We start from the raw sequence: 23,810 nt of genomic DNA on the forward strand, positions 1-23,810 counted from the left end.
TTCAATACTTTACATATCAGTCCTAATCAGAGAAGGCGGTAAGAGAATGATTCAATTTCAAGCGATTAACAAGGTATATGAGAATGGAAATGTCGTACTTAAGGATATTAATCTAACGATCGAGGAAGGCGAGATCACCGTACTAATAGGTCCCAGTGGCTGCGGCAAAACAACGACAATGAAAATGATAAATAGATTAATTAAACCCTCCAAAGGAAAAATAACCCTCCATGGTGAGGATATTTCTACTATGAATCCCGTAACTCTTCGCAGAAAGATAGGTTATGTGATTCAAAGTATCGGACTGTTTCCACATATGACTATTGCTAAAAACGTGGGTGTAGTGCCCCGCTTGCAGAAATGGGAAAAACAAAAAACGGAAGCAAGGGTAGACGAACTTTTAAAGATGGTAAACTTAGATCCCGACTTATATGCAAACCGTTTCCCCTCTGAATTAAGTGGAGGACAGCAACAGCGAATCGGTGTCATACGCGCTTTGGCTGCGGATCCTACCGTTATCCTAATGGATGAACCTTTTAGCGCTTTAGACCCCATTAGCCGTGAACAGCTGCAGGAAGAGCTAATTCGTTTACAACAGGAATTAAAAAAGACGATTGTCTTCGTCACTCATGATATGGATGAAGCAATCAAAATTGCCGACACCATTATATTGATGAAGGATGGTGAAGTCATCCAAACTGGACAACCTGAACAAATACTGCGTCATCCAGCGAACGATTTTGTGAAAAACTTTTTTGGTGCGAAAAGAATGCAGGTAAATGCTTTAGAAGCACCCACCGTAGACGAAGTCATGGTAGAAAATCCAGCGACCGCCTATCCATCCAGAGGTCTTGCCTCGGCGATGAAAATCATGGAAAAAAGACGTGTGGACTCTTTGCTAATTGTCGATAAAAATAACCGTTTGCAGGGTAGTGTATCGATTTATCGCGTTCTGGACCAATATGGAGAAGAAACCAAAACCGTTGCCGATGTCATGATGCCTGTGGTACATATCGTGCAATCCGGAACTTCTCTTTCGGTTGCTTTGAACATCATGACTGAATATCAGTTGTCTAATTTAGCCGTTGTAAAGGGAGACAACGAGTTAATCGGACTTATTACGCGAGGAAGTGTAGTTAGCCATCTGGCAGAAGTCTACTCTCCTCCACTTAATGGGGGCAATGTCGATGCCGAAGTCTAATTTTTTTTACACGTATTTGGAATTTCTACAAGAACGTTATTTGGACATTCTGACGGCGATTCAACAGCATTTGGTCATCACTGCTGCTTCTATGCTTTTGGGGATACTAGTTGCCGTTCCTTTAGGAATTTTTCTGTCGAAGAATAAGATTAAATGGCTACATACGTTGATCTTTACCATTACCAATATATTTCAGACTATTCCAAGCCTTGCTCTGCTAGCTATTCTCATTCCACTCATGGGAATAGGAATGAAACCGGCAATCTTTGCCCTGTTTCTCTACTCCTTATTACCTATTTTACGAAACACATACGAGGGGTTTAACTCTGTTGATCCAGCCATGTTAGAATCCGCTCGAGGCATGGGTTTTAACGCCACTCAACGGTTGTTACAAATCCAACTTCCACTTTCTTTTCCTTACATTATGTCGGGTATCCGCGTCACTACGGTCTATATTATTAGCTGGACCACACTTGCAGCCTTGATTGGTGCTGGAGGCTTAGGAGAGCTCATCGTTTCAGGTATTGGAGTAAATAAGAAGGAACTTATCATAACAGGAGCCGCTTCTGCAATCTTGCTGGCATTTCTAGCTGATCTTTTATTCGGAGCTATCGAAAGATGGTCTTCTATTAAAACTAACATAAAAATCAAACTGCAGGTGGACAAATGAGAAAAACAACAACACGGGTTGCCGCCTTAAGCTTTATCTTATTATCATTGGTCGCCTCCGCATGCGGTAAGGGTGCCACAGATACGATACAAATAGGTACACAAACCTACACAGAAGCCAAAACTCTGGCGGAAATGTATAAAGTCCTCATTGAAGAACGTACGAAGCTTAAGGTAAAAATTGTACCCGATCTTGCATCTAGTCCCATTATTATCACTGCCATGAAGAGCAATGAAATCCAAATGGGCACCTTATATTCCGGGGAAATTTTCAACAACCATTTTCCGGTTAATAAGACCAACGATCGTCAAGAGGTTCTAAAACAAGCCCAAGAAGGATTCAACAAATACTTTGATTTCAAATGGTTTGATTCGTATGGCTTTGAGAATACGTATGCATTAACTGTAACCCAGGACGTGGCTAAACAATATAAGCTGAATACTGTGTCTGATTTGAAGAGTCATGCCCAAGCTATGATCATTGGGGTCGACTCAACCTGGCTTGAACGGGATAATGACGGTTACAATGCGTTTACCAATTTTTATGGATTCAAGTTCAAGAAAACACTTCCGATGGAGATCTCCTTAGTCCATAAAGCGGCGGCTGACAAAAAAGTCGATGTTGTCGTCGCTTATACGACGGATTCAGGATTAAAACAATATGATTTGAAAACATTGAAAGATGATAAACAGTTTTTCCCACCTTATGATGCATCGCCTGTAGTGAGAAATGATACCTTAAAACAGCATCCAGAATTGAACGACATGATTTCTTTATTGGTAGGGAAATTGGATACAACTACAATGAGCGCGCTTAATTATGAAGTTGAAGTCAATAAACGCTCAACGAAAGAAGTGGCTTATGAGTTTTTGAAAACAATTCATCTACTTGACGCTGACGTGAATCCCCCTAGATCGGATCTAAATCTCTTGGAATATGTCAAAGAGAACGCCGGTTACCTTTTACACTTAACATGGGTGCATATTGTCATGGTGTTCAGCGGTTTGGGGCTCGCGCTTATTGTGGGTATTCCACTCGGTGTCCTCAGTGCTCGCAGCAAAAAACTAGCAGCCATTATCTTGCCAGTCGCAAACTTCATTCAAGTTATTCCAAGCCTAGCTTTGTTAGCTTTACTAATGATCGTACTTGGCTTAGGATTTAAAACCGTTGTTGTTGGCTTGTTTTTATATTCTCTACTACCCATTATTCGTAATACCTATGTAGGTCTAAATCAGGTGGATTCGGGTGTAAGTGAAGCCGGCAAGGGTGTCGGCATGAGCAGTATGCAATTGCTGCTACAAGTACAACTTCCCCTAGCGCTACCGTTCTTGATGGCGGGACTTCGAATCGCTGCAGTCATCGCTATCGGAGTAGCAACGCTTGCTCCACTCATTGGCGGCGAAGGGTTAGGGCGCGAAATTTATTCCGGCCTTAACCTTCAAAATAATATCAAAATTTATGCGGGTGCGATCCCAGCTTGTCTGCTGGCTATTCTAGCTGATATTTTCCTCGGTATGCTTCAGAATAAGCTAAAGAGCCGTAATCAATAGGTTCGTATGGCGATGCATCAATTATTCCGTTGTGTATTTTACATTCGTTCGAGGTGATTTCCACTTTTTTCACACGCCCATGCTGGGCGCACATAAAAAAACCAAACGGAATCTCTGCCGCTTGGTTTCTGATATGGATATAGCAGCAGGAATTTACTCCTTGCTTTGAGCTGAACCGGCTTAGACACTCTGTATAATGAGCTCAATTATGATGGGTGAACAATAACCCCTTTGGTCACATTCATTTGAGCATAATCGCTCATAATTTGTGGTACTTGGTCTAACGAAAATCGATGGCTGATCAGTGGCTCCACCTTGACAAGCTGTTGTTCGATAAGCGCGATCGCCTCTTCATGGGTATGTGGATTAATAAAGGAACCCATGATACGAAGCTCCTTGGTGAAAATGGCAAAAGGCGAAACTTGGATTTGTGTTGAAGGGTTGGCGACTCCAAACAGCAGCACCTGTCCGCCTTTGCTGGCAGCATCGAACGCCAGTTCCATCGATTCCTTCCGTCCCACACATTCGATCACGATATCGAATCTAGCCATTAACTGTTCCACAATCAGAGCAGTTGGTTGCACGACCTCATCCGCGCCCAAAGCAAGCAGCGCTTCATGCTTCTCGATAGCCGGCTCGCTAACCACGATTCTTGCCACGCCTTGCCTTTTCACCAATTGCAGGAACAATTGACCAATAAATCCACCACCAATCAGCAATACGGTATGAATCGGGCGGATATCTACTTTTTTAAAGCCATGCAGCACACAGCCAAGCGGCTCGACCATAGCACCTTCGACAAAGCTCAATGAATCTGGTAAAAGGTAACAATTCGCGGCTGGGGCGACGCAATATTCACCCATCCCCCCATCACGCGTGACGCCAACTGCCTGGAGATTGTCACATAGATGAGGCTGGCCATTACGACAATATCGGCAACCTCCACAATATATATTGGGATCTATGGATACGCGATCCCCCATTTGGAGCTGCTGCACATGATCCCCGCACTCAGTTACAACGCCAGCCAACTCGTGGCCTAGTACAATAGGTGGGGTTACGGCTGCCGAACCCGGATGACCCTGATAAATGTGCTGGTCTGTGCCACAGATCCCACAGCTTTTGACTTGTATCCTCACTTCATTGGGCTTAAGCCTGGCTGACTCCCATTCCAAAATTTCAATCTGATGGGGCGCCTTTAATACGGCTGCCTTCATAGTCTGAACTCCTTTATTACATGTTGTAATCGCTTTTTCTTGTTATCTCAACAATCATTTAATTGATTCTTTTTTTGATTCCTTTTCAATGAATTTGAAGTACCTGCAATGCCGTTTCTTCTGTAGTAATAAGCACATTCAACTGTTTTCCTTTTAGAGCTCCACATAGCGCTGGCACTTTAGCCGTGCCCTGCGCAACACAAATCCGCAGCCCAATATTCATAAGATCTTCCCTCGTTGCGCCAACAACCCTTTCACTGATACGCGGAATTGAAAACTTCCCCTGCTTGTCGAAGCTATGAAAAAGAATCTCGCCTACACTTGCTTCGCTCACTTCCTCGAAGGTCAAATCAGCTACCAGATTTAAAGCCAGCAACGTGGCATCCTCGCCCGCGTGACCAATCCCGAAAACGATCGTTTCCAATTTACGAATTTCATTCATAATCTCTTGTACGCTCGGATCCTGCATAAAGCTGTGTTTGCTTTCAACACTTCCGGCTATAGCAGGGGCTGGGAACAACTGCGCTTTACCTCGTAGCGCTTGGGCCCATATCTGAATGATAGAGGAGGCAGGCATCTGATCTTCCCTGGTGCCAAAACCTCCTATCAGCTGGACGATTTTTAGTCCCGGGCGTGAATCGCACATATGCAAATGGCTGCCGATGGCATTGAGAGTCCTCCCCCACCCGAGCCCTATTGCCCCGTGTGAAGGTAATACCGAATCCAAATATTGAGTGGCTAAGGCCTCAAAGGGATTTGCACTTTGATCGCCTCGAAATACCACACAGTCCTTCAAGCCGTATAGTTTAGTAAGCTTATACTCCAACGAAGCATGGCGGCTGTTGTCCAAATCTGAGCGAATCTGGATTTGTACGATTCCTCTGTCCCTTGCCTCGTTCAAAAACCTGGAGACAGAAGATCTGCCGATATCTAGCTGGACTGAAATCTCCTGCTGGCTCATTCCGAGCACATAGTACATGCGAGCGATTCTCTCAAGAAAGCTTTCTTTTGAAGAATGCTCGTTTTTACTAGTTTTACTCATTTTAATGCATTGCCTCCGTTCAAACAAACGTCCCAATTTGCACATTTGCTCAAATATGTCATTAGTTTACCATGCTAACACAACGATTACAACTTTGTGCAAACCTAGTTTTTCATGAATGGCTGTTAAAAACTTGCTCATAATCCACCTTGCCAGCAATCAAGCCTCCTAAGTTCTCAAAGAACTCAAAGATAAATACTTTTGAATGATAAGCGCATGTATAGGATGTCCTTCAGGGATACCCGTGATTTGGGCTGCTACTTGATGAATCCCCCTCGATTTGATAGCCTCTTGCAGTTCAACAGCCTCCGCATCTTCTGGATAATCGAACAACAGAGCGGCTGCCATGGCCGAAGCCAAATATTGCGGTTCTATGCCAAGCTTATAACCCTGTAGAGCAGGATGCACAAACCGATCATTAGGCGAAAGCTTCCGTATCGGTGAACGTGCTACACGGACAACTTCATCACTTAAATAAGGATTGCGGAAACGATCCAGAATCTTACGAATATATTGTGAATGCTTCTCGGGATCAAAGCTATGTCTTCTAATAAGAATCGATCCCGTTTCCTCCAAAATATGTTGTACCTGCAAGGAGATGGCCAGGTTCTCCATCGATTCTAGAATCGTCGAATGACCACTAAGATAGCCCAGATAAGCGATACAGCTATGTCCCGTATTCACTGTAAACAGTTTCCGTTCTATATAAGGCTCCAATTGATCCACATAATGAACGCCAGCGATTTCTGTGGCTCCTGGGAGCAGCCCCGAACGATCGACCAGCCACTCATAAAAGGGTTCCACAATGACCATCAATGGATCATCGTGGTGTTGGATAGGCACGATTCGATCTACTGCTGCATTCGGAAATGAAACCAGTTGATCGGCTTTCTTGCATATAGCACTGCTTAAATGTGTATATACATAATCCTTTAGCTGAGAGCTCCCGTCTATCGTATTCTCACAAGCAATGATTTGTAAGGGGTCTGACGAACGCGTCATTCTTTTCTCAATACCTTTGGCTATTCCTATGGACACCGTTTCCAATAATGACAATCCAACAGCCGTCGTAACCAGCTCAGCGCTTGCAATCGCTTCGGCCACCTGCTCCAGATCCCTGCCATTAATGGCGGAAACTCCACTCACAAGCGTTGTCTCATGTGGACTGCTCGCAAGTGTAACGGTATAAGCACCTTTTTGCTGAAGCAGCGATACCAAGGATTCATTGACATCCACAAAGCATACCTCATATCCAGCTTGGGATAATAGTAGCCCGATAAAGCCTCTGCCTATGTTTCCCGCCCCGATGTGGACCGCCTTCATAATTCCATCCCACTTGTGAGAATAGCAAGTATCTTTTGCATCGATAAGATATTCATGTGACAACATTTCCTTTTACATGTTATTTTTACGGAAATTGATTATGGACAAGCTCATTATGGGCGCACTGAACAAGCCGACTTTAAATGAACCATTGTCAGCCTATTATAATTTTTCAGGTTGACTAAGCGCGTGCTACTTGTTGGTTCTCCTGGTTCATTGAATTACGGCCAGACTCTATATAGAGTATAAAGTCATAGGAATTGAGCTGGTCCAGCACCAATAGCAGTTTAGCCTGGTCCTGCATCTTTAGGCTGAATATCAACTGGATTTCAGGTCTCTTGTCCGCTTCATCGCTAACGATGTCTGGGATCATTTTGACATTGATAATTTGGATACCATGTTCTCCGAATTTAGAAGCTATTGTGCCAAGAACCCCAGGAGAATTCATGGCTTTAATAGATACGTCACTGCTTCTTCGATTTCTAAGCATATGCTTCTCCCATTTATTCAACAGGAAAAGGCTGAACAATACCATAAACGTAGCATAAACAGCAGCATACATAAATCCTGCACCCACACATAAACCGATTGCTGCAACGACCCAAATGGAAGCAGCGCTCGTCAGCCCTTTAATGTTCTGGCCATTCCGAAGGATGGCACCTGCTCCGAGAAATCCTACACCACTGATGACCTGTGCAGCAAGGCGGGCAGGATCGATCCTTACATTGGGCTCATTAACAAACTCGGTAAAGCCGTAAATAGAAAGAAGCATAATTGTAGCAGATCCCAGACAAACCAGAATGTGAGTACGAAAGCCCGCAGCATGGTTACTCCACTCCCTTTCCATGCCGACCAACCCTCCTAAACCAGCGGCAAGGCCCATTCTGAGAAGCAGTTCCCAATGTGTGATGTACCATATTTGTGAAATGTTGTTCACGTATTGCACTTCCTTTATGCGACTCGAATATAGACACCTTATTGATTCACATACATTACTTTAACTGTAAACTCGCTTCGATCCCGCATCATCTTCAATGCATCGCCAAGTTCCTCGATTTTTACACGATGCGTAATGAGAGGATCGAGTCGAAGCTTGCCCGAGGCTATAAAGTTAAGGACAAGCTGCCACTCGTTTACTGGCAAAGTCGCGTAATAAGAGTTCCAGCTGCCAATGAGCGTAAGATTCTTACGCAGGATCTCCCAGTAGCCCTTTTGAGTCAATACCATATCGCCAGCCGGATTTCCCAGAAGAACAATTTTGCCAAATCGACGAGTCGTATGCATCGCATTCTCGAAGGATATGGAGCTACCGGCACCCTCTATCGTCACATCTGCACCTCGGCCATTCGTTTGTTCACTAACCCATGCTACTATGTCAGTCTTGGCAGAGTTACAGGTATTCATGATGCCCAGGCCCCGTGCAAATGACAGTCTATCTTCATCTACATCGACGAGTAATATAGAGCCTGCACCCCAGATATCAGCCCACATAGCAATCATGATACCGATTGGCCCGGCACCATAAATGAGCACATGGTCACCGATACCGACACTGGCTTGACGAAGGCTATGCAAAGCCACGGCTGCGGGCTCAACCATCGCCGCTTCTTCATAAGAAACACCTTCCGGTATGAGCAGCAGATTCCACAAAGGAACTGCGATATATTCCACAAAAGCGCCGTCGCATCGCGAGCCCATGTAATTGTAATTTTCACATAAAGCGAACTCGCCAATCTCACATGCGCTGCAGCTGCGGCAAGGCATCAACGGAAACACCGCAGCCCCACGGCCGATGAGTGATTTATCGCCGCCTTCAGCTACTCCTACGATTTCCCCGGAAAATTCATGCCCTGGTACCGTTGGGAACGAGTAAGTACCTTTCGTGAAAACCCGGGGGATGTCAGAACCACAGATGCCACATGCACGCACCTTCAAGAGTACCTCCCCTGGAGCAGCAACCGGCATTTCCCTTGTCTCCAGACGAATATCTCCGATAGCATGCAAAGGCCAGACTTTCATCTTCATCTTTCCTTTCTGTGTCTTTAAGTTGTGTCGTGGATATTAGTAATGATCTCAGCGTCAAAGCAAGTGAATACACAACGTGATGGCTGCATTCCCTCGTTATATGGTCATGATAATAAAGCTTAGAGAAAGCAGACGACTGAATGGATAGGTCCAATTTCGGCCAATCTGCTTTCTGATCTGAAAGACTTGTGGGTTCTGAAACGTTTACTTAGCATCCTTCAAAAGCTTTTCGGCTGCTGTTTTGAAAGTAGCCAGAGTGGCATTAATATCTTTGTTATCATACATTATCGCTTGCATAGCAGAACGGAACTCTTGAATAATGGGCGTCCATGCCAAATTCTTATTCGTGTCAATGCCGTATTGAAGCTGATCGTAGGCCACTTGACGATTTGGTTCTTTTGCATACAGTTCTTTAATTTCTTTGGACTCTACCATTTTCTTTGTGAAAGGCAGGTAACCCGTATCAATAACGAACTGCTGTCCCCCTTGAGGATCTGTCATCAACCAGTTCAGAAACTCCCATGCAGCATCTTTATTTTTGGAAGAGGCAAACATGGTAACGTTAGCTCCACCGGTAGGATTTGCGAACACTTCATTTTTAGGTAGGAAGGCGGTCTTATAATCAAATTTCACATTTTTTAGAAATCCTCCAATTGTACCCGTTGATTCAAACAAAAGGCCGATTTTCCCTTCAGTGAACATCTGTTTAACGATATTACCTGAATCCTGAGTCGGCGGGTAGAACAATGCTCCCGTGCTCTGAAGATCTTTTAGGTAACTGAATGCTGTGTTCCCTACTCCGGCATCAATAAATTCCATTTTAGTGCCATCTTCACTAAAGAATCTGCTATTGGACTGGGTTATCATTGCTTGGAGATACCAATCATCAAACGGCATAGATAGACCTTGACGTTTGTAGCCGCTGCCATCTTTAATGACAAGTGCATTGCTAACCGTTTTCAGTTCCTCCCAAGTAGTAGGAATCTCGAGTCCCATTTCATCCAGCATCGTTTTGTTTACATGCATGATCGGAGTGGAACGGTTCAAAGGCAAGGTGACCAATTTCTCATTGAAGGTAGAGTGACCCATCAGACCTTGAACAAAACCATCTGTGCTTAAATCCGATTTCTCCAGATACGGTGTCAGATCTTCCAGCACGTCTGCATCTGCAAATAGCTGTACAAAAGAACGTTCCAGCATGCTGACATCTGGTGCAGAACCAGCTGCAACAGCCTGTTGAAGCTTAGTAACCACTTCATCGTATGATCCCTGGAAGGTGCCAACAACCTCAACATTAGGATGAGAGTCATTAAAACGTTTAATCATCGCATCCGTAAATTCACCGTTTGCGCCTCCCATAGAGTGCCAATACTGAATCGTTGTCTTGCCTGCCTTTTCTTGCGTTGCCGCCGATGTATCCGGTGTTCCAGCGGGTGCTGGAGTGGTTCCACCAGTATCGGTAGATTGTGGTTCTGAGCTGCAGCCGGCAAGTACACCAAGCAGCATTGTTGATGCCATAATCATCTTTGCATTTTTTTTCATTTCAATCTTCCTCCCTTATTTGCTTTCATTATTATTCGAAAAGGATTAAACCATTATTTAATCCCGGAATAAACAAATGCCTTAACAATCTGTTTGGAACAAATCAGGTATACGATCAGAATAGGGACCACCAAGACAACGTTACCCGCCATAATAATATGCCAGTTACTGATGCCTTCCGTCTCTCTAAGCATGGCGATTCCGAGCGTCAGCGGGCGAACCGGGTTTGAATCTGTCATAACGAGTGGCCAGAAATAATCATTCCAATGACTCACAAAACTGAATAGCGCGATCGTTGCCAATGCTGGCATGGACATCGGCATCATGATTTTCCAAATGATCTTGAACTCACTGGCATTGTCCAACTTGGCCGATTCAATAATTTCTTCAGGAATCTGCATGAAATATTGGCGTAAAAGGAAGATACCAAATGCATTGGACATGAAAGGAATAATTTGCGGCAATAAGGTTTTGATCATGCCCCAATCAGCGAGCATCAGATAAACAGGGATGAAGGTTATTTGACCCGGGATCATAAATGCCAAGAGCACCATAGCAAATAAGAATTCTTTTCCTACAAACTTATATTTGGCAAAAGCATAGGCAGCCGGTATCATCACAGCAAACTGCAAAACAATGATGGAAAGTGTGACGATAATCGAGTTTTGGGCATAGGTCAGGAAGGGACCCGCACTCATGGCCGTTACAAAATTGATCCATTGAGGTATTGAAGGAATCATGGTCGGAGGTACCGTCAAGGTCTCCTGAATAGTCTGCAGCGATGTGGAAATCATCCATAAGAATGGAAAAACAAAAATGGCGAGAACTACTATTTTAAGCAAAGTATTTAGTGTAGACCATAGGTGCTTAAGTTCAAATGTCATGAATCGTCAACCCCCTTTCTCTGGGTAATCCAGTATTTATTGATAATGAACTTTTTTAGACAGCAAACGGAAATAAATAAAAGTAAGAATTCCAATAATAGCCATCAAAACAACTCCCGATGCAGAAGCGAAGCCAATATTATTGGTTCTAAAGCTATAAATATAATAAACTAATGTACTGGTTGCATTATTGGGGCCCCCACCTGTCATGATTTTGACAGTATCAAAAACCTTAAAGGAACCAATTGTCATAATGATCAGGATGAAAAACAGCTGCGGTGAAATTAAGGGCAACGTTATTTTGAAAAACACCTTGAACTTCTTGGCATTATCCAGTGCAGCTGCCTCATAGATGCTTGGCGGTATGCTTTGGAGAGCAGCCACTATGATCAAAGTATAATAACCTACACTGTGCCATGCAGATACAATTATGATGGATATCATTGCCGTCTTAGAGCTCTGCAGCCATTGGGATGTCGGTAGACCAAAAGCCTTTAAACCAAAGTTGAGAAGACCCAGGTTGGGCTCCATCAGCCAGAGCCATACAAGAGCAATAGACACAATGGAGATGATATGTGGCGTGAATAAGCCAGCTTGCACAATGCTGTTAAACTTGCTCCGTTTGCTAAGCCATATAGCAAAAAGCAGAGAGATAACCATCGTCAATATAACAACACCAATGGTATACACAAACGTATTGCCCAGTGCTTTGTAAAAGTCATCTCTCATGAAGACCTCTTTGTAATTGTCTAAACCAATGAATGTGCTTTTGGCTTTATTCATTAGGTTATATTTAAAAAGGCTTAAATAAATCAAATACATCATTGGGTAAATGACAAAGGTACAAATACCTATCATGGCGGGTAACACCATGAGATACGGACGGAGCCGAATTAACATCGGTTTTTTATCCATATGCTCAACCTCTTCTCAAAGCTTCTAAGTAGTTATTGAAGCGTGCATCTTCCTCACCAATACGGTTTCCATCTGGCTCAAAGAAAAACATTTTATTGGGTGCGACTTCTAAATATGCATCTTGGTCAACAGTGAAATTATCCTCGATACATTTGATCATATAAGAACTGTTTTTGTATTTCACTTGATAGACCGTCTCTGACCCGAGCATTTCCCTAGTGGCAATAACACCACGGATAGAAAAGTGCTGCCCGCTAGGTTCGTTGGATAAAACTGCACTTTCCGGACGAAATCCGAACTTGATTCCTTCTACACCCAAGTCATCAATATTCATGGGTGGAACCCCGATGAACTCAGCAGCAAACTTGTTGCTCGGCTTCTGATACATGATCTCCGGTGGTGCTTCCTGTTGAATAAGCCCTTTATTCATCAGAACGATCGTATCGGCCATAGACATGGCTTCTACTTGGTCATGCGTTACATAAACAAAAGTGGTACCCAGTTTTTTATGCAATTCGATGAGTTCAATGCGCATCTGTACCCTGAGTTTGGCATCCAAATTGGACAACGGCTCATCCATCAGAAACACCGATGGCTGTTTGACCATAGCGCGGGCCAGTGCGACACGCTGTCTTTGGCCGCCGGATAATGTCGATGGTTTGCGGTCCAGGTATTCGGTCAGCCCCACCGTAGCGCTGATGGATTCCACCAAACGGGTTCTTTCTGCTTTGGGAACCTTATTATTTTTCAATCCGAATTCAATGTTCTCTCTAACCGACATCGTAGGGTAGATCGCATAGTTCTGGAACACCATGGCAACTCCTCTTTGGCCCGGTGGAATCTTTGTAACATCCTTGCCATTGATAAGCACCGAACCGGATGTCTGAGGATCGATTCCAGCAATCATGCGAAGAAGTGTCGTTTTCCCGCAACCTGATGGACCTACCAAAACGGTAAACTTACCGTCTTCAATCTTTAAATCCAAGTCTTTAATAACATCATGTTTATCAAATGACTTCGTAACCTTCACAAACTCTATAGATGCCAATTCGACTCCTCCTTAGTGTAGTGAAACTTCAGTTGTAACGCACCGTAAACATCCAATTCCGAATGCAGAAATTGCATCGACCACATGTCAGCCCCCGCTCAACAGCTACTCTGTCACAAAAGTGACATTCGTTACCTGATCACCGATCTGACTTTTAAAGCGCTTACAATCGCCGCCAATTTTGCGGCGTTTACCAGCCGTTCACCATCAGCAATCGCGCAAGCCAACGCCCCCGCAGCTACCGTATCAACAGCCTTAACCTTGATCGCCTCAATGTATCCCACTCCCCTTCCCAGAGACTACAGTAATAGTCACATCATACATCCTCCCTCAGTAGATCTGCTATTTATGGCAATACTCACTCAAATCCGCGACTGCTTGATCCAATTTCACATCCGGCAGAAATAAACTTGAGGTTCCACATACCAACATGTCAGCACCCTTCTCCATAACCAGAGGAATGTTAGCTAAGCTGATATTTCCATCCACCTGAATCGATATATCCAAATTATTCGCTTTAATTTTCTGTCTCAAATCGGCTATTTTCCCAAATATGCTGGGAATAAATTTCTGGCCTGCAAATCCCGGATTAACAGTCATTAAACATACATAATCTACAGAATCCAAAACGTAGTCCAACATACAGAGAGGCGTTGATGGGTTTAGAGCGACGCCCGCTTTCAGGTTTCGATCCCGTATTGATTGCAGCACTCTCTGTAAATGTAATTTAGATTCTGCATGAACCGAAATCATATCGGCTCCAGCATCTGCAAACATGTCTATAAATCTTTCTGGTTCTTCAACCATTAGATGTACATCGAATGGTTTGCTTGTTTGAGGACGTAACCTCTTCAGCATATCGGGTCCCATACTAAAGTTAGGAACAAAAATTCCATCCATAATATCAAAATGAAAAAAGTCAACATTGCCCTGATTCAAAATTTGAACGGATTCTACCAAGCGCCCTAAATCAGCACACATCAATGAGGCTCCTATCTTCGCCATTCCACGCACTCCTTCTGTCTGTTCCAAAAAATATAATGTCCAATTCAATAACTATATATTTGAACCAAACCGGATAGCAGAATTATACATCATCAATTATCCGTTATCAACATTTTTATTTTTGAAACAAAGAATTATTTGTAGACTCAGTTGACTACTACGACATTAATGTCACTCGATTCCATGTCATGTAATGCTTCTACCGGCACATTACTATCTGTTACAAGTGTATCTATTTCTTCCAATCCTATTAATCGGACCAAAGATTTTCTTTGGAATTTGCTGCTGTCGGCTAATAAAATCAGATGATCCGATATGGAAGCTATACTTTTTTTTAATTGAACATGCGCTTCGTACGGCTCGCTGATCCCTCTCTGCAAATCAAAGCCTTGGCAGGAGAAAAAAAACTTATCCACATGGTATCCCTCCACCATTTTCTCAGATGGCGCACCCGTATTACTTAATGAATGTCTATCTACGTAACCACCAATCAGAAATATTTGAATATTCGGTTTTTTGACCAATTCGTAGGCGATAGCTATGGAATAAGTTATGACAGTAACCTCTAGGTTTGGGAGGTGTTTAGCCAACTGAAGGCAGGTCGTGCTAGCGTCACACGCGATAACATCCCCATCCTTAACCAGGGTTGCCGCGTACTCGCCAATTGACCTTTTTTCGTCAGCTTGGACTAATTCCCTTTGGAGTACAGGCAGTTCAGGGCCTTCTTTACGGTTTAGCACGGCTCCTCCATGCGTTCGAAGAAGTGACCCTTCGCTCTCCAGCCGTTCCAAATCACGACGAATCGTTTCCTCGGTTACTCCGAATTTTTTGCTCAAATCAGATACACGAACTGCCCCTGAATCATCCAACAGATTTAATATTTCTTTTTTACGGTCATTTCCTGCTAATGACTCTGTTTTTTTGTTTGTATTGTTTTCCACATTTATCACCTATCCTCTATGTTCAGTAGGGTTATTAACCTTCATAATCTTCTTTTCACATCGTTTTAGGACCGATTGCAAAGATTACTATTCAACTATTTTACTTCATCTTTGAATGATCAGCAATCAAATGACTAATAAGCAAATATAAAACCACATTTATGGACATTTGTCCATAAACAAACAATTGATTGGACAAATCCGATACTCTGAAGTAATATGAAAGTGCTTACATTTGTTGGAATTGTGAAGAAAGAAGAAACTCAATTATTAGGAGGATGCTAATGGACAATTCAAACAATCAACCAGAGCAATCTGTGTAAAAACCAAGTTTATGGAAGATGCTCTTATTACAGGTACCTGACTTGCAAATTCTTTCTTCTAGTTCTGTAGTAAATTTTACAATCAGAAGTTATGTAAAAGAAATTTAAAATGGTTAGGTGGCATAAAATGAAACACACACAATCAGAACATCCGCAAGAACAAGTCATGTTTAAGAAGAACCTTTTTACACAAAAAAGGGTTCTTCTGTCCATTGCGATTTGTCTGGCACTCATCCTGATAGCAATTGCTCTATTAACATTTGGAAAAGCCAATACGAAAATTCCAGTTTCAAAAAAATTCGATTTATCAGACACTGATAAAACTGTAATCACAGGCAAAGTGCTGGCAGATCCTACACTGCAGCAAGGATTTGCGTTTGATAATACGAATAATCATATTTATATGGTACAAATTACAAATGCAGGTCAAAAATTAGGGACAGAGACCCGAACCTACGGAAGTGCAGAGAGATCTATCAAAGGCGATTTAACAGTCACGAAGCTCAGCGCAGACGGCACCATATTGGGAAAAATGTATTTGATAGGATTTGGTCACGGAGTTTCCATTGGTGTTGAGCCTGTTGATACGACCGCTTATTTGTGGACGGAAGTGGATGCTGTTGCCGATAAGTCCGAACCGAATAATGGTTTCGGCACAAAGATTGCAAGATTTCCTTTTGTGGACAATCAGGTACTGGTCAACACAGACCCGTCAATCACCAAATATACTCCAGTGGCAGGTGCCGACCGGACAACTCTCAATATTGATATGGCCAACGGCTTGCTCATCATGCGTTACAGATTAAATGGAACGTTATTTCACTATAGTGCATTTAACCTTGCTGAAGTGAAAGATGGCACTTACAAGCCTCTTGCTACGGTAGATCAACCGAAGGGTTTGGGTGTATTTCAAGGTTTTGCATCATACGGAAGTTATCTTTATTTACTGGACGGGACTGCATACAATCTAAACACGAACCCGACTGGTAACACCTATATTACGACCGTGGACTTAAATACAGGTTTACAAGTGGATCGGGCAATGATGAATACAGAGAAATCAATGCTATTCAGAGAACCAGAAGGCATGGCCATCCAGATTGTCGGTACTACCGCTCGATTATGCTTCGGTTTTGGTTCGTATAGAACGTCTATGGATACAAGAAAGCACGCTAATATATTTTATAAAGATGCTCTTATCAAAGGAAACTGACCTGCATGATACATTCGTGTATTAGCTACAGCTTTACTGAAAAATTATATTTTCTATCATTAAAAAACGGAACAACAAGCAATGGATCGTTGCTTGTTGTTCCGTTTTTTAAAAATATGATACGAAATCAAAAATAAGTGCTATACACCTACATGCAGTTCAGTATGGTTTTGATAAAATTCGGCCCAACGCTCAAGCTCATTAGTCGTTATCAAATCAGTTGGATACTTTGAAGCAATAAGCTCCATATCAGCTAAGGTATCCACCGGCCACGGTCCGGATATGATGCCCCTCTCTTGCATCATTACAGCGTATTTCGGTGTCATGAAACGAAGCTGCACACCCAAAAAATCGCAGTCGATTTCTTCCATAAAAGGAAACACATAAGGCATACTTCCACTGCAACACAGGCCCAGTTTAATATCTTTATTGAGTTGTCGTGTCTTGGCAATTGAAAAATGGTCGAAACCAATGATTCTTGACTGGTCCAAAGTATCTGTTTTATGTATAATCTCCAGTACCTTTTCTTCCAGTCCTGGATAAAGATCGCCAGATTGCTTCAGCTCAACCAGAATTGATATTTTACCCTTAAGCAGAATCAACGCTTCTTCTAAGGTAGGAATCGTTTCAATTCCTTTAATGCTGAATCGCTTGAGTTCATCTAAAGTGTAATCACGAATATTGCCTTTACCATCCGACATCCGTTCGATCGCATAATCATGCATAAGAACAGGAATACCGTCTTTACTCAAATGGACGTCAAGTTCCAAATGAGTAAAAGACAAGTCAACAGCAGCCTGAAAAGATGACAGTGTATTTTCCGGATACTTTACCGGATAGCCTCGGTGAGCAATACCTCTAATTTTCACAATGATATCTCCTCAAAATAGTTATTTTATTGACCTTTACTTGATCTGAAACACCTGCAATGCCCGTTCTTATAATAAGCACGTTAGGTCGTTTATCTATCCAACCATCCTACAAAGATAATTTGAGCATTTGCTCATAAAATAACATTTGCTCTTTTATAGTATAAATTTATCATGCCAACACTGAAATTACAACACAGTGTGGATCAAATACTCGAAATTTCCCTGCCGTTCCTTCATTCATGACAATCATGAACGTATCCGTGTTATCCCCCGAGGCCTTGCTTTCCATCACACTGGCGTCTTCTTCGTCCACTCCGAATGACAGGCTGATTCTTGGCCGGGGCGAATAACTTAAAGTGTCACTGCAATATCCTGCCTGGCTATAGCTTAATCTACCTTGATTACTTTAAAGTGCTTACGACACTTTAAAGTGCGTACTTCCCAGGTATGGTTCGTTAATGCAAAATAATATTATACAAAGAATTGTACAGAAGGAGCTGAATCATTATGAATAATGAATCTACAACAACACGCAAAGTCGCCTTGGTCGTAGGCGCAAATGGTGTTATCGGCCGCAACCTCATCGATCACCTCATTACTCTCCCTGATTGGGACGTGATCGGCATATCGCGTCGCGGCGGAGAATCTAGTAAGCGTGTTCGATATGTGGCTGCGGATCTACTCAATATAGACGAGCTTCACGAGAAGTTAAGCGATTTAACTGAGGTAACACACATTTTTTACGCAGCTTACCAAGATCGTCCAACTTGGGCAGAACTTGTTCCACCCAATCTCGCCATGTTAGTGAACATCGTAGAAGTGATCGAACCCATCGCGTCGGGCTTGAGACATGTCAGTTTGATGCAGGGATACAAGGTATACGGCGCACATCTCGGCCCGTTCAAAACTCCTGCTCGTGAGACAGACGCTAACCATATGCCTCCCGAGTTCAATATTGATCAGCAAGATTTCTTAGAACAACGGCAAAAAGGTAAGGCTTGGACTTGGTCGGCGCTCCGTCCTTCTGTAGTCTGCGGCTTCTCGCTTGGAAATCCGATGAACCTCGCTATGGTCATAGCGGTCTACGCCTCTATTTCGAAGGAACTTGGAATACCTTTGCGGTTTCCGGGTAAGTCGGGAGCATACAACAGCCTCTTGGAAATGACAGACGCGGGACTTCTCGCAAAGGCAACAGTATGGGCGGCAACTGACGAGCGCTGTGCGAATCAGGCATTCAACATTACGAACGGAGATCTATTCCGATGGAATGAGTTATGGCCGAAGATCGCTCAATATTTCGGCATGGAAACGGCGCCTCCGTTGCAGATGTCATTGGACGTTGTCATGGCGGACAAGGAGCAGCTTTGGAACAAAATAGTCGAGAAGCATGGGCTTGCTCAACATTCCTATCAAGACGTATCGTCATGGCCATTCGGTGATTTCGTATTCTCTTGGGATTATGATTTCTTTGCCGACGGAACTAAGGCACGTCGCTTAGGCTTTCACGAATTCGTCGATACCGAAGCAATGTTTATGAACATCTTCGATGACTTCCGAAAGCGTAAAGTCATTCCGTAAACTATCGTAGGAAATAAGAAAAGCCGACCTTGTATATTAGGTCGGTTTCTTAACTGTTATTTACGGCTTTAAACTGTGGATTAGCCAGAACGGCAGCCTTTCCCTCGTACTTTCTTTCTATATGTGAATCCCCCCACCGGCACATTAGATGTAGGATTTCCTTTAGACTCCAGCCGTAGTCTGTCAGCTGATACTCAACTTTCGGTGGTACCTGATTGTAGGCAATACGTAAGATGACGCCTTCCTCTTCAAGCTCCCGAAGGTGCTGCGTTAACATCTTTTGAGTAATTGCGGGAATCAAGCTTCTAAATTCATTATTACGTTTCTTGCCGAATGTTAGATGAAAAAGAATAACGGGTTTCCATTTTCCCCCAATCACCTCCAAAGTTGCCTCTACTGCAGTATTGTAAATCTTTTCTGTCTTTTTCACACAATTTGCCCCCTTTTCGAATGTTTCGACACAGGTAATGGGTAACTCCCCGAAGAATGAGAGCCATTTAATGGTCGTATTAAACATTATAACTACAGCCATGCCATTAAGCGAACCTCCCTTTATGGAGCTTATGAAGTTCATTTGCTACTTCGGGGCTTCCATATAATCGAAGGGATTCTAGAAAGATACCACGGATCCGCCGCTCCAGCTGGATCATTTGAATCGTTTGCATTTAAAATTCTTTATCGTCATGTCAGCACCTCGAATTTGGATAGGTTCATTTTACCCGATTCTCGGTTCTCCATGTCTACTTTTCAGTCTAACTTCAGTTTTTATTTATAAGATCCAACAGCCCGTCCATTATTACGCCCCTTCCCATTATGAAGTATAGCCTGCCATCCAGGCAGGCTAGCTAAGCTTGGTGTCCAAACTTCATCGCTTCGCCTTATAAAACTCATGATACAGCTTCATCAGCGCCCGCTTCTCAATGCGTGACACGTAGGAGCGGCTGATGCCAAGCTCCTTGGCAATTTCGCGCTGCGTGCGCTCCTCCCCGCCTGCGATCAGTCCGAAGCGGCCGACCACGACTTCCTTCTCCCTATCATCTAAAATATCCAAATTTTTATAAATTTTACTCTTCTCAATCTTGAGCTGCACCCGGTCGGCGACATCGTCGGCTTCCGTCCCGAGAATATCTATTAAAGTAATCTCATTGCCTTCTTTGTCCGTCCCGATGGGATCATGCAGCGATACGTCCTTGCGGGTTTTCTTGAGCGAACGCAAATGCATAAGGATTTCGTTCTCGATACAACGCGCGGCGAATGTCGCCAGCTTCGTGCCTTTGCCGGTCTGGAAGCTCTCGATGGCTTTGATCAGACCGATCGTCCCGATAGAGATCAGATCCTCGAGATCCTCTCCGGTATTGTCGAATTTTTTGACGATGTGCGCCACCAGCCGCAGGTTATGCTCAATGAGCAAGTTGCGCGAATGCTGGTTGCCTTCCGCGAAGAGCCGCAAATGCTTGATTTCGTCCTCTTCCTGAAGCGGTTGCGGAAAAGCATTGTTTTTGACGTAGGAAACGAGCAGCGTCAATTGTTTAATGAACAGTGCAATAGCAGCAAACAAACCAGGCATTGAGCGGGCCACCCCCAAGTTGAATTGCCGGACGCAGTCTACATGTGACGCAACCCGGTGAACTCTGAAGTCTGTTCTTCATTCTATGTAGGCAGCGGCCCATCCGTGCCTGTACGGGTAATTTAAGCTAATTTTCTGTCATCCTCACTCTGGCCAAATTCATCTCAACTGCTCATTCGGGCAGCGGTTTAAACGTTGCCCGAATGATTTTTGGCTCCAAAGAAAATAATAACGAAACATTCGCTGTATTAGCTTTTTATGTTATTTGCGCAATCAGCCTGACTCAGGAGGACGACATGCACAGATTCTTTTACCGTCTAGTAGCGATATTATTGGTCATGCTGGTGTTCAACTGCGCTGCGGACCCATGGCATTCTGCTTCGGCTGCGAAGATTCAAAGCCATAATAATCAGATCACGCTTGTTGTTCGTTCCAGCCCGGAAGCCGCATTCGACAACAGGATCGTTATCAGCAATAACGAAATCGCGGAGGCCATCCGCAGCGCCAAGAAAGAAGACTCGGCATTTACCCCTTCTTTAACCGATACGTATGTCATTCTCCAGGAAACACAAACAGCCTACCGGCTGGAGCTTGCCGGAAATCTGTGGAGTGAGTCGGAGTCAAAGCGTCTTGTCCTTCCGGCGCAGCTATCGGCACGCTTGCGGAGGGAAGCGGAATCACTGAGAAACCGCCACTATGGGGAATACGTAACCTGGGAAAAAGCGGAGAAGATCGCCCCCCGCAAAAGCATATTCGCTCTTCAGGATTTGGAAACCGGACTAACCTTCCGCGTTCAACGACGGGCAGGCAGCAGACATGCGGATGTCCAGCCGCTTACTAAAGAGGATACCAAGATTATGAAACAGATTTATGAAGATCATTGGAGCTGGAAACGCAGAGCGGTTCTTGTTCACATCAACGGGAGAAAGCTTGCTGCCTCGATGAACGGCATGCCCCATGGCGGAGACGGGATACCAGGCAACGGCTTCTCCGGACATTTCTGCGTCCATTTTCAGGGAAGCACCACCCACCGGTCCACTTCACCGGATATGGCTCATCAATTACTGGTGCGTAAGGCAGCCGGAAACCAGAAGGCCTTTTTCGATAACGCATCCCCCCTGCTGCTTGCGCAAAGCATCATCGAAGCAATCAATCTCAAGGATTCGGAGATGTTTCGGTCCATTACCGAAGGTATGGAACAAGACAAATATATGAGGATTACCAGCAAAATGAATTCCATAGACGCCATTCGAATGCTCACCACGTCCAAAACGGATCCGGATGAGAACCTGCTTGATGCTGCTGTTGAGCTTAAAGCCGCCTTTCGGGAAAAAGAACGCGCCAGGCCGCACAGCTCGTTTCAATTCATTTTCAGCCGATTATCGCCCTACTCTCCCTGGCGGATCGAGGATCTGTTCATCACTTGATCCCCGCAAGCTTTTTTTCTGCATGGGAGTTATGCTCCGGGGTCAAACAGAGCGGATAATCCTCTTCGCCTTGGCGGCGGTCAGCCAACTCGGGAACTCGTTCAGAAGCTGGTCATACAGCATCTCATCGGACACAGCGGAAATATCATCCAGATGGAAGAAATTCGCGTTATCCACGACCCGCCCTTCCATCGTATCCAGCTTCTTCAGCACCTCGAAGTCGGAATCGCCTATGCCTACAAACTGCCAGAAAATCGGCTGGACCGAAGCGGCTGTTATAATCTTCTTGATCGGCTTCACAACGCCTCCATCGTTAATAAAGATTAGGAATACAGGCGTTCCTTCATCCTCTTCCACTGTATATTTGCGGATCACATCCTCCATAACCGGAGGTTCATTATTGCGGCCAAATTTGTGAATAGCCGGATTATTCAGAATATTATTCTGCACATAATCGCCGAAATCGTCCTCCGTGACCGGGGGCAGACGGCTGAAATGAGTGTCATACACCCACACATCCAACGAGCCGTTATCGTCGAATTTGCTGGCAACCGCCAAAATACGCTCCACCACTTCCTGTACAGTCCCATTCTTATACAAAGGCTGCATGGAGCCCGTAATATCCAGCACAATCCCGACCCTTGCAGTAACGCCGGTCAACTTCTTCTTCTCCAAAGTAAATTGAACCTTTTTTTTGCGTAAATCAATAGGCTTTAACGCCGTCACTTCCGCAGCGGCTGCAGCCTCTGATTTTCCCCCTTCGATTTCCAGGCCAAAGTTTGTGCACAATGCCTCAAGCCCGCCGTAAAAGCCGCTCCCAATGGCACTGAATTTCCATTCCCCGTTATGCCGGTATAATTCGCCGACCACAACAGCCGTTTCCTTGGTAAACTCATCCCCGTATTCGAACCGCAGCAGCTCTTCCCCCGAGCTTTCATCAATCAACCGCACGTACAAGCCGGATACATCCTGCATTAAATGGCCATGCCGCTCCCCTTCATGAATTGTAAGGGTAAACGCAATCCTGGCTGTGTCGTCCGAAAGACGGGCCAGAGCAAGGGTAATTACTTCTTTATCTGCAGTATTCGCAACGTTATGCGAAACCGCGCCACCAGGAGCTGCCGGATTCCCGTAAAAAATAAAATCTTCGTCCCGTTCGCAGCGGTTCCGGTCCGATAACAGAAATGCCGCGGCATCGATGCTCATCGATGAATGGTTGGCCGTCCATCCGAAGTACAGGCCGACTGCGCTCAATTGTCTTCCTTTTGTCACGTCCGTTTTTTGACCTTTGGACAGCTGCATGCTGTTACCCCTTCCATAATCGCCATTGAACCACCAACTACTTCCTCATTTATTTCATGTTTATATCATCTCATCGTACTCGTTGCTTCCGCCGGAATCGGTAGTTTCATTATAAGAATTCAATTCGCTGGAAGCAATAACCATTGGAAACAGCATACATCGGCA

General features: G+C 44.1%; 22 protein-coding genes and 2 pseudogenes. 7 read left to right on the top strand and 17 right to left on the bottom strand.

Annotated features, from left to right (window positions below; translation table 11 throughout):
- Positions 1–46: 46 nt before the first annotated feature.
- The 4 genes and pseudogenes from IEY46_RS16525 (at position 47) to IEY46_RS36390 (ending at position 3,421) form a co-directional block, all read left to right on the top strand.
- Complete coding sequence (locus IEY46_RS16525) at positions 47–1,201, top strand: ABC transporter ATP-binding protein (protein WP_188993060.1); 1,155 nt, start codon at positions 47–49, stop codon at positions 1,199–1,201.
- Positions 1,188–1,871 carry an ABC transporter permease gene (locus IEY46_RS16530; RefSeq protein WP_188993061.1) on the top strand — a complete coding sequence of 228 codons (684 nt, stop codon included), beginning with the start codon at positions 1,188–1,190 and terminating at the stop codon, positions 1,869–1,871. The genes IEY46_RS16525 and IEY46_RS16530 overlap by 14 nt, the downstream gene beginning before the upstream one ends.
- A pseudogene (locus IEY46_RS16535) lies at positions 1,868–2,761 on the top strand (glycine betaine ABC transporter substrate-binding protein); the annotation flags it as partial. The gene IEY46_RS16530 and the pseudogene IEY46_RS16535, both read left to right, overlap by 4 nt.
- A 99-nt stretch (positions 2,762–2,860) precedes the next feature.
- A complete protein-coding gene (locus tag IEY46_RS36390) occupies positions 2,861–3,421 on the top strand; it encodes an ABC transporter permease (RefSeq protein ID WP_373288835.1) in 561 nt (186 codons plus the stop codon).
- Between the two features lie 206 nt (positions 3,422–3,627).
- Here IEY46_RS36390 and IEY46_RS16540 read toward each other — a convergent pair whose 3' ends face one another.
- From IEY46_RS16540 to IEY46_RS16595, 12 genes are all read right to left on the bottom strand, one after another.
- Positions 3,628–4,638 carry a zinc-dependent alcohol dehydrogenase family protein gene (locus IEY46_RS16540; protein ID WP_188993062.1) on the bottom strand — a complete coding sequence of 337 codons (1,011 nt, stop codon included), beginning with the start codon at positions 4,636–4,638 and terminating at the stop codon, positions 3,628–3,630.
- Positions 4,639–4,723: 85 nt separating this feature from the next.
- Positions 4,724–5,680: a sugar-binding transcriptional regulator gene (locus IEY46_RS16545; protein ID WP_188993063.1), complete on the bottom strand. Its 957-nt coding sequence runs from the start codon at positions 5,678–5,680 to the stop codon at positions 4,724–4,726.
- Positions 5,681–5,848: 168 nt separating this feature from the next.
- Entirely contained in the window at positions 5,849–7,003 is a 1,155-nt protein-coding gene (locus IEY46_RS16550; RefSeq protein ID WP_188993064.1) for a mannitol-1-phosphate 5-dehydrogenase, read from the bottom strand.
- Positions 7,004–7,184: 181 nt separating this feature from the next.
- Positions 7,185–7,940: an MgtC/SapB family protein gene (locus IEY46_RS16555; RefSeq protein WP_373288815.1), complete on the bottom strand. Its 756-nt coding sequence runs from the start codon at positions 7,938–7,940 to the stop codon at positions 7,185–7,187.
- 38 nt (positions 7,941–7,978) lie between these two features.
- A complete protein-coding gene (locus tag IEY46_RS16560) occupies positions 7,979–9,022 on the bottom strand; it encodes a galactitol-1-phosphate 5-dehydrogenase (protein ID WP_188993065.1) in 1,044 nt (347 codons plus the stop codon).
- A 210-nt stretch (positions 9,023–9,232) separates the two neighbouring features.
- Entirely contained in the window at positions 9,233–10,570 is a 1,338-nt protein-coding gene (locus IEY46_RS16565) for an ABC transporter substrate-binding protein (protein ID WP_229750329.1), read from the bottom strand.
- 53 nt (positions 10,571–10,623) lie between these two features.
- Complete coding sequence (locus tag IEY46_RS16570) at positions 10,624–11,454, bottom strand: carbohydrate ABC transporter permease (RefSeq protein ID WP_188993066.1); 831 nt, start codon at positions 11,452–11,454, stop codon at positions 10,624–10,626.
- Positions 11,455–11,490: 36 nt separating this feature from the next.
- On the bottom strand, positions 11,491–12,369 hold the full coding sequence (locus IEY46_RS16575; protein ID WP_188993067.1) for a carbohydrate ABC transporter permease: 879 nt from the start codon (positions 12,367–12,369) through the stop codon (positions 11,491–11,493).
- Positions 12,370–12,373: 4 nt separating this feature from the next.
- Positions 12,374–13,417, bottom strand: a complete 1,044-nt coding sequence (locus IEY46_RS16580) for an ABC transporter ATP-binding protein (RefSeq protein ID WP_188993068.1) — start codon at positions 13,415–13,417, stop codon at positions 12,374–12,376.
- Between the two features lie 131 nt (positions 13,418–13,548).
- Positions 13,549–13,701 carry a hypothetical protein gene (locus IEY46_RS16585; protein WP_188993069.1) on the bottom strand — a complete coding sequence of 51 codons (153 nt, stop codon included), beginning with the start codon at positions 13,699–13,701 and terminating at the stop codon, positions 13,549–13,551.
- Between the two features lie 58 nt (positions 13,702–13,759).
- Positions 13,760–14,422, bottom strand: a complete 663-nt coding sequence (rpe, locus tag IEY46_RS16590) for a ribulose-phosphate 3-epimerase (RefSeq protein WP_188993070.1) — start codon at positions 14,420–14,422, stop codon at positions 13,760–13,762.
- A 146-nt stretch (positions 14,423–14,568) separates the two neighbouring features.
- Positions 14,569–15,363, bottom strand: a complete 795-nt coding sequence (locus tag IEY46_RS16595; protein ID WP_188993071.1) for a DeoR/GlpR family DNA-binding transcription regulator — start codon at positions 15,361–15,363, stop codon at positions 14,569–14,571.
- A gap of 450 nt (positions 15,364–15,813) precedes the next feature.
- Here IEY46_RS16595 and IEY46_RS16600 point away from each other — a divergent pair, with 450 nt between their 5' ends.
- Complete coding sequence (locus IEY46_RS16600) at positions 15,814–16,899, top strand: phage baseplate protein (RefSeq protein WP_188993072.1); 1,086 nt, start codon at positions 15,814–15,816, stop codon at positions 16,897–16,899.
- Positions 16,900–17,039: 140 nt separating this feature from the next.
- Here the strand turns inward: IEY46_RS16600 and IEY46_RS16605 are convergent, their stop codons facing one another.
- Positions 17,040–17,768, bottom strand: coding sequence for a glycerophosphodiester phosphodiesterase (locus IEY46_RS16605; RefSeq protein ID WP_229750330.1), 729 nt, complete (start codon positions 17,766–17,768; stop codon positions 17,040–17,042).
- Positions 17,769–18,278: 510 nt separating this feature from the next.
- Between IEY46_RS16605 and IEY46_RS16610 the strand changes: the two genes are divergently transcribed.
- On the top strand, positions 18,279–19,349 hold the full coding sequence (locus tag IEY46_RS16610) for an SDR family oxidoreductase (RefSeq protein ID WP_188993073.1): 1,071 nt from the start codon (positions 18,279–18,281) through the stop codon (positions 19,347–19,349).
- A gap of 49 nt (positions 19,350–19,398) precedes the next feature.
- Here IEY46_RS16610 and IEY46_RS16615 read toward each other — a convergent pair whose 3' ends face one another.
- Together IEY46_RS16615 and sigK are read right to left on the bottom strand one after the other, a co-directional pair.
- Positions 19,399–19,779: a winged helix-turn-helix transcriptional regulator gene (locus tag IEY46_RS16615; RefSeq protein ID WP_188993074.1), complete on the bottom strand. Its 381-nt coding sequence runs from the start codon at positions 19,777–19,779 to the stop codon at positions 19,399–19,401.
- 435 nt (positions 19,780–20,214) lie between these two features.
- A complete protein-coding gene (gene sigK, locus IEY46_RS16620) occupies positions 20,215–20,916 on the bottom strand; it encodes an RNA polymerase sporulation sigma factor SigK (RefSeq protein WP_188993075.1) in 702 nt (233 codons plus the stop codon).
- Positions 20,917–21,212: 296 nt separating this feature from the next.
- Here sigK and IEY46_RS16625 point away from each other — a divergent pair, with 296 nt between their 5' ends.
- Complete coding sequence (locus IEY46_RS16625) at positions 21,213–22,343, top strand: hypothetical protein (RefSeq protein WP_188993076.1); 1,131 nt, start codon at positions 21,213–21,215, stop codon at positions 22,341–22,343.
- A 42-nt stretch (positions 22,344–22,385) separates the two neighbouring features.
- Here IEY46_RS16625 and IEY46_RS36395 read toward each other — a convergent pair whose 3' ends face one another.
- Positions 22,386–23,108, bottom strand: coding sequence for a vWA domain-containing protein (locus tag IEY46_RS36395; RefSeq protein WP_373288836.1), 723 nt, complete (start codon positions 23,106–23,108; stop codon positions 22,386–22,388).
- Positions 23,109–23,129: 21 nt separating this feature from the next.
- A pseudogene (locus tag IEY46_RS36400) lies at positions 23,130–23,645 on the bottom strand (TerD family protein); the annotation flags it as partial.
- Positions 23,646–23,810: the final 165 nt, after the last annotated feature.

Source organism: Paenibacillus nasutitermitis, from assembly GCF_014641075.1.
In the GTDB taxonomy this organism is placed as follows: domain Bacteria; phylum Bacillota; class Bacilli; order Paenibacillales; family Paenibacillaceae; genus Paenibacillus_Z; species Paenibacillus_Z nasutitermitis.